This window comes from Lewinella sp. IMCC34183 (assembly GCF_003390915.1).
Classification (GTDB): Bacteria; Bacteroidota; Bacteroidia; order Chitinophagales; family Saprospiraceae; genus Neolewinella.
The window spans coordinates 1-8,006 of record NZ_QMEM01000020.1 but is presented as its reverse complement, the minus strand read 5'-3'; the positions used below and the strand labels follow the sequence as shown (position 1 = coordinate 8,006).

At 38.0% G+C, this 8,006-nt stretch carries 5 protein-coding genes; all 5 read right to left on the bottom strand.

All coding sequences use genetic code 11. The features are described from left to right. Positions 1–304: 304 nt before the first annotated feature. Positions 305–1,396 (bottom strand): response regulator, encoded by a 1,092-nt coding sequence (locus DQG19_RS20535; RefSeq protein WP_116128449.1) that lies wholly within the window; start codon positions 1,394–1,396, stop codon positions 305–307. Further along, positions 1,393–1,854: a hypothetical protein gene (locus DQG19_RS21075; RefSeq protein ID WP_157974643.1), complete on the bottom strand. Its 462-nt coding sequence runs from the start codon at positions 1,852–1,854 to the stop codon at positions 1,393–1,395. Before DQG19_RS21075 ends, DQG19_RS20535 begins: the two co-directional genes overlap by 4 nt. Further along, positions 1,851–5,273 carry a hypothetical protein gene (locus DQG19_RS21070; protein ID WP_157974642.1) on the bottom strand — a complete coding sequence of 1,141 codons (3,423 nt, stop codon included), beginning with the start codon at positions 5,271–5,273 and terminating at the stop codon, positions 1,851–1,853. Before DQG19_RS21070 ends, DQG19_RS21075 begins: the two co-directional genes overlap by 4 nt. 188 nt (positions 5,274–5,461) lie before the next feature. Then, positions 5,462–6,346, bottom strand: a complete 885-nt coding sequence (locus DQG19_RS20525) for a flagellar motor protein MotB (RefSeq protein WP_157974641.1) — start codon at positions 6,344–6,346, stop codon at positions 5,462–5,464. 91 nt (positions 6,347–6,437) lie between these two features. Continuing rightward, positions 6,438–6,827, bottom strand: a complete 390-nt coding sequence (locus tag DQG19_RS21065) for a hypothetical protein (RefSeq protein WP_157974640.1) — start codon at positions 6,825–6,827, stop codon at positions 6,438–6,440. Positions 6,828–8,006 lie beyond the last annotated feature (1,179 nt).

Here is an 8,006-nt window from a genome sequence, read left to right as displayed (position 1 = left end):
CGGTAATCCTCTTCGCGTAGTTTTTCAATGGTGGAAGCGAGGGATTTACCTGACTGGCGGTTCTTGAGGGGCATCTGGCTTGATTGCCCTTAAAGATACGGCTTGTTGATGACTTTGATCAACTTTGATAGGTTTTTCTGAGGGGATGCGGGTATTGCTTTCGGCGAACGGGTGCGCCGGCGCAGGCCGGCTCCCACCAGCCAACTAACGGATCAGTAGGTTTCTTTCCTAGCCGATAAAGTATCCTAGAAACCAGAAACCCTCACCGCCGGCTTGACGATGGCGCGGTGTTCGCCGCATATTTTCAACATAAATATTCGACGATTTCATTTACTAGTGTTTCAAAATTTGACAGGTAATCTGTGGCTGTTGTATCATCCCCTCTATTAATGGTTTTAACAGCGTTTGTCTTACCGGTATCTGTAAAAGAACCTAAAAGATTATACTCTGTGTTGCTCAAATTTAAACTATCGATATATTGTTCTAATGACTGTGACCTTTTGTTCCAATCCCTTGGATCTTTTAGAAATTGGTCAAGTTTTGCTTTATTTTCCGTCCAATTTTGCTCGCTCGCATATTGCCACAACTTATCGGAATACAATTCTTCTAAAGTGACTGGTATGCATAGCCCCTTTTGATACAGTGTTCTACAGGTTATTGAATACTGCGGAGATAAATTTATTACTTTGAATGTTGTGCTGCTAGCACTGTTGGGTTGTATCACTCGATTAATTTCCGCTCTAGCATCATTGCCTGCTGAATCACCATCAAGAAGTGCTATTGCCTTCGTATATTTTCCGACTTCATCCCGTCTCAAGCTATAGGCCCAGGCAATTATTTGCTTTGCTACCCAAGATGCACCCGCTGATTTTTGAGACCGAATAGATATTTTTGATTTTGCATCAGGCCGAAAAAGTTCTATTGCACGGGTAAGTACTTGCTGGTCGGTTATTCCTTCTACAAAAACAGTAGGCAAATGAACGGGTATACTAGGCCTGATATCCTTTTGAACACGGTGTATATGGCTGACTAACGTTGACAACTCATCAATCCAGTTAGAAGATTGATAAACAATCACTTTCCATATTGCTGAAAAAGTATATTTTAGTCCTGTATACTGCGTAACCGCTACGATGTATCTTGGTAAGTGGTATATCTCTTTTCTATATATTTCCTTCACAATTAAAGCACCACCCTCATCTTCCGGATCAAGACCGCTTATTTTAGGCAACTGAAGATCTAAAATTAACAAATCGAAACCCTGTTCAATTAGTAGCTTCAAACAAGAAACTCTGTCTTGACAAGTCTCAATTGTGAATTCTTGATTGATGTTGCGAATGATTTTGGCGATATTTGCAATCTTCTCACCACTATCATCAACTATTAGTATTCTCATTCTTTTTTTTCAGTAAATTGATGAAAAAATTTATCCAAATTCAATTTCCAATTTTCATCTCTTGAGCTATAATAAATCACTCCTTGATAGTAATCTGGATAGGATTCTTTTAAGGAAGTATCAATTGCTGCTAAATTAATAGAACTATCCCCATCTCCAAAATCACTAAACATAGTAATTAGCAAAGTATTAACTAAGCAAGATCTTCTTGCACATTCTTTTAAAATTTTTATTCCCCCAAACTTCTCGAAATTGCCTCCTGGTTCATTTATTGATTTGTCCCATGTCGGTATACTCATATCAAGTAATAATAGGTCGTAATTATGTGCAATCAGTTCCCTTATGCCGCTCTGATAAGATTCTTTGACAACTACATCAATTTCGGCAATAGTTAAACAGAGGTACTCTACAATGTCGTGACTTTTTTTCTGATCGTCTTCGATTAGTAATATTTTCATGACATATTGTTTGATACAGTTAAACGAACTTTCATGAGGAGAATTATATTCAATATTCCGTCTTCAATTGTATAGTCTAGCAAGTATTCACTCATTTTTAGATCTACGGCTAACATTTTCCGGATTTTATTGAAACCACTACCTCCTTCTATATTTATCTTTTCAAAATTTGACTTGTTCTCCAACCATTCAGATCTGATATTATCAAGATTATTATCAACTTTTTCAATTAAGGAGAGGTCTAAATTGTTCGCAACAGTAATTTTTAGGTACTTTCCTTCGATGAATTCAGTAGTTACGGAAACTATTCGATCTTCCGCTGACAGACCGGAGTGCTTAATGACGTTTTCCAGCAAAATATTAAAAATGTATATCATACTTGTTGACCCAAATTTGAATGGAACTTCTGTATGATCTACAATATCTACCTCCATCCTTTCTCGAGGATAAATATTGTTGACAATTTCCACTGATGTCTCGATTACCGTCCGAAGATCAAGGGACATATCCCCTTCTGGGTTTGACAAATTAAACCATTCGGAAATATTGTTGATTTCATTGATTATATTTGTCTGGCTTCGAGCAATAGCTGTGTTTAACAAGGCTGGTGGCTTACCACTGAAAATTTCGTTAATTTCCTTAGAAAGGTCATCAATATAACCCAAATATTTTTCTTTAAGTTTTGTGTTGATATCTTGTCTTATACGAAACAGAATCCTTTCCAGATGATTTTCAAGAACTTCAAATATGGATGCCAGCAGTACAAACGGATCTTTTATATATTTTATTTGGTTATAAATAGTTTCGATCAAATAGTTCGTATACGTGAAGTCAAACCAACCTTCTTTTTTTATAGAGTCCATATCGGTTTTAATTTGCACATAGTCATCTACTAATTTTCTACTTAAGTGATCCACGGCTTCAGAGAATCTTACAAAGGATTCTAGAAATTTTGATTTATTTGAATCGTTAATATAGGGTGTTTGGGTTAGCCAATAAGTATTATCAATATAATCATCTCCTCTTTTCTGGCAGATTATGTTTGACGATTCAAACACACTCCGAATATGGTTCTCTAAGGTTCCATGACGGATTCGAGTGCTCAAGTACCCGTCAAGTCCATAGTCTTTGCTAAATAAGTATTTGTCTCTGAGTTGCATGAAAATAAACCGAAAATATAGGAAAGACGGATTTTTTCTATTACCCAAGTCAATAGCAATAACCTCGTCTTCCATTTTCGCAACATAGTTCACAAGCATAGAAACAATGTGGTCCATGCTTTGAATATCGTACTTCTCTGAAAAAGCTAGCAAGCTTGCTAAACGATTAAATTTATCTTTAAAGGTGACTTTCTCTTCGCTCTTTAGCTGTTCAACGTTAACTGTAATTCTACCTTTATTAACTTCTTGAATAGTCTTACGAACTTTATTTTTTCGCGTTATTTCTGATATTTCTTTAACATATCCATCTGAATTTGTTTCGTCTACTTCTAAGAGAAACTTCAAAATATTGATCCTTTCAATTTCAATATCGTCAGTTCCTGAAAAGTTAATTGAATTTTGCATCACATCAATCGTGCAAACCTTTCTAAGAAAATAAATAAGTAACTGACTAACAGTATCAATTAATGCAAATAGCTCGCTAGGTCTGTTGACCCCTTGTGCCATTAAATAATCGTCGTATTTTGTATAAACATCGTAATTGTTATAAGAGGCGATACTGTATAAAATAGGTTGAATTATTGTATTGGATTCATCTTGTTCCAGCCCTTTGAGATTTGCAAGGTCTGTGGCATTAATCCTATACACTATTTTAGAATTCTCAATATAATATTTGACATAATCGAATTGTGCTTGAAAAGCATTATTATCAGCTATACTACTCATAATAAGTAGTTCGGTCAGGTCACGTGTCGTTATTATAGAATTCCCTTCATTTTCTAGGTGTATTTTTGCCAATTTAAACGATGATTGGTAATCACCTATTCTATACTTTGCTTGCGCTAAATAGACGCATTTCCTCCCTGCAGAAATTCCGTCGTCCGCCTGTATTTTATCAACCATCCCATTCGCAATTGAATGATTCAAAGTATATGTAGGCGAATTGGCTTTAGATAATGTTTCTACTAAACCCCTAGGTGCTAAATCATTTATATTATACAACACGTTGATCGACTTAGGATTAAAATACTTTGAGTTCACAAAGTACGCTAGCTTGTGAGGACCCTTTGAAGAGGATATGACTGTCGCGTCGCTGGCTACGGACAACAACTGTCGGCCAAAATTCGATGATATATATTGCAAAGACAATTTTAAGGCATCCTCAATGGCAGCATAATATTGATCATTTAAAGAAAATAGGTTAAAATAGGTTTCTAAAATCGTGTCAACAGTCACCGAGATTTTGGGGGAGACAAATGTGCGGCCATCCTCGATAAGTGCTTTTATGTATAGAACATACACCTCAAAAACATCTGGCTGTGATCTCAAGAATTTCACACATAGCTGACAGCAACTATCGTAATGACCTTGAGTGTAAGCATCATAGCACTTGTCCAAGCGCTCATCAATAAAGCTAGCAACCTCCTCTTCTAAGCTGTTTTCATAATGACTTTGAAGTTTCTTTAACCGATAGTCCTCGACATTTTCCGCAATCGCTGATATGGACAATTTTACAGCCTCTTCTCCGCTATAAAACAACTCCGTAAGTATGTCAACATGAAGATTATATCTATCAATAATTGAAGACGAGCTTTCTACATTTAAATAATAAGCAAAGCTTTTAAACCCAATATAACCAGTATATAATAATTTGAAACATAAATATTCTTTAAATTGCTCATGCAGTTCGTTTATCGTACTTTCAAAAGTGTTGCGATAACCCGAATACGAAAAATTGCTCTCCGCCTTTTTACTGGAGTTTTCTGCCAAAAATATGCTTAGACCATCTGTAAGCTCTGTGGTTATACGATTTAATTGAATCCAATTTTCATCTGTACCTTTGGCATACTCTGAAAGCAGTAGTCTTTGCTCAATACTCCAATTTGAATAACAAATAGTTTCATCTATTTCAGACAAAATTGAATAAGCTGAAGTGTAGTCACATAATAATATTGCTCTTTGAAAATCTTCTCTTAAGTGTAGGTATAGATTTATTTTTTCTTTATTTCTTAAGATTGCCGCTTCACTCCAAGCAATTTCACTTCCTAAATTATTTACATACGGTAAAATCTTGCTTTTTCTAACTTCAGAATATTCTTTCGGCAAGGAACCTCGATTGAGATAACTTCTCATCTGAGAATGCGACATTAGCTGAGGGATCAATCTTTTAAAATGGGAGTAACTATTCTCTTGCTTCAGATATAGCAGCAGTCGCTTCCTGTTGGTTTTCCCATGAAACAGTGTTTTCTTAATGTTCATATTCTCTTGTTTTTTTGTTGCGGCGAACGGGGGTAGCAGCGCAGCCCGGCCCCTACCCTTCCATTATTCGAAGCGGAATAGCAGTTGACCCAAGATAAAACCCAACGGAGAACTCACCAGTATCCTGGCCGGGTTGACGCTGCTACAGTGTTGGCTGCAGCCTTGTTTTAAATCAGCTATACAATCAACTATTCGTAAGATTGAGGGACTAGCAATATTACTACCCGTCTATTGTGCTCTGGGTTTTGTAAATCTTTAGGATGAAAAGGACCGAGAGCAACAGGTTCAATGAGCTTGGGGTCTAATCTGATTGAGTCTTTCAAAAAATAAGCGACGGACAATGCACGGAACGAACTCAATTCCCAATTTGAATATACCTTATCGTAATTTGACAAACGTATAGGATACTCTCCTACTATAGGACTGCTGTCCGTATGACCCTCAATTCGCACAATGTATTCTGAGGAAAATCGGGCTTGCATAATGTCAAAGACTCTCATTGAAGTTTTTAAATAATTTTGACCTTCAGTACTTAATCTTGAACTATTAACCATAAAGCTGATTTCAGCTGTGTCGGCTATGAAAAATTTATTCCCTTTTCTTGTGACTGAAATTCCTTCATATTGCTTTAATGAGTCCTTCAACAATTGCTCAACATCTTTTAATCTCTGTATCTCCAAAGCAGAACCTTCTTTAAGGGAATCAATTATGCTTTGTTTTGAACTGGAACTAATTTTGAATTTATCTACTTCCGCCATTAGATAACTTTCTTTTGCTTCAAAATCTGATATAATTGAATCAAGAAAGTAATTTCTCTCTTCTATTGAGTCAATATAATCTATTGCTCGAGAAGCTGAAGTCAAAAACGTGTAACTAGAATTTACCTTCTCCGCCAACATTTCAACCTGGTGTTTATTTGGATCGAAATACTTTGAGGAAAGTAATAATGCAGTAAGTGAAATTACTAGCAAAATAATTGCACTATTAGTGGTTAATTTCAAGGATTTGTACAGCAAATAAAGCAGGAAACTAATTCCGATAACGATACCAGCAAGAATATTCAAAGTTTCCATAATATTTGAATTGTAATCATTAATGAAGTTAAATTGAAACAATATATAATAGACGCAACTAAAATAGAATTCAATGCCAAATATCATTGACTCAGTTCGAAAGTTTATCCGGAATTGATTTAGCTGTGTTTTGATTATTACCCAATAAAAACTGTAATATTGTTGTCCACGTGATTCCACCAGTAAGTGAAGTCGCTTGATTATACGGTTCTAGAATTACTACTACTAAAATAAATCCAATACACGTCACTAATATTAGATCAAAAAAACTTACTATCGGACTATCTCTCCAACTGACTGGGAAAAATTTTTCTAGTGTATTTCGAGAACTATATTTTATTTTCCCTAGAAAATACACAGCCCAAATCCCTGCTATTATCAAAAGCACCTGTGCATTATCATTTAGAGGCACATCAAAGTGCTTCATCAGAAATTCGTGTGTCCATAGGTTAATATAATTAACCGTGTCCGTAGCTTCCATGGAATAAAATTTATTAAGTCGACAACAGAAGAACGAGGTATTAGGCTTATGAAAATATGTGAAGCGGCATCAGTAACGGAAATCCTAACCAACTTCACTGATGATTAAATATACAGGAAGATTAGGTAGTATTCAAAATTCGTAATACACCATCTATCCAATCAGAAAAGTTCCACAAAATGTTGATATACATTTAAATGCAAATTACATATTGACATATGTATAGACTCTATAAAGTTTTTTATATATATTGTTGAGATTCAAATAGTAACCCTTAATGCTAGTTTTACTAGTTGCAGCCAACGAGTGCGGCCACGCCGTGCCGGGAAGGATGCCGATAATCTTTGGTTCAACCCAAGTTACGTGATCGACGGCAACCGACACTACCCTACCCGCAAGCCCCGGCATGGACGTGGCCGCAAGGTTGGCTGACGTCCTTTTATTTATGGAGCGATAGCGACTGTTTCTACGCGGCAGCGGCGTCTGTCCTGCGAAGACCGTTTCTACGCGGTAGCGGCGTCCGTCCTGCGGGGATTGTTCCTACGCGGTAGCATTTTCGAGTAGTACGGGCAGTTTCTACGCGGTAGTGGCGTCCGTCCTGCGGGGGGACTGTTTCTACGCGGCAGCGGCGTCCGTCCTGCGCGGGGACTGTTTCTACGCGGCAGCGACATCCGTACTGCGGGGGGACTGTTCCTGCGCGGTAGCGTTCTTGGAGTAGTACGCACTGTTTCTACGCGGTAGCGGCATTCGTCCTGCGCGGGGACTGTTTCTACGCGGTAGCGTTATTCGGAGTAGTACGGGCTGCTTGTACGCGGCAGCTGCATCCGTAATGCTGGGGGACTGTTTCAACGCAGCAGCGTTTTGGAGCAGCGCTAGCTGTTTCTACGCGGCAGCGTTTTTAAAGTAGTGCGGGCTGTTTTTACGCGGTAGCGGCGTCCGCACTGCGGGGGGACTGTTTCTACGCGGTAGCGGCTTGCGTCCTGCGGGGATTTGTTTCTACACTAGTGTTCGTGGAGTGGTGCGGGCTTGGATGTCAGCCAACGATTACGCCGGCGCCGTGCGTCCCGATAGGGCGCATGGACGCTGGCGTGGTGTTCGCCGATGGCTTTTTTTAATTTTATTTATGCTCTCAATGATATTGGATTGGTGACCTTATTGCTTTCCTCCTGCATCTTTTCT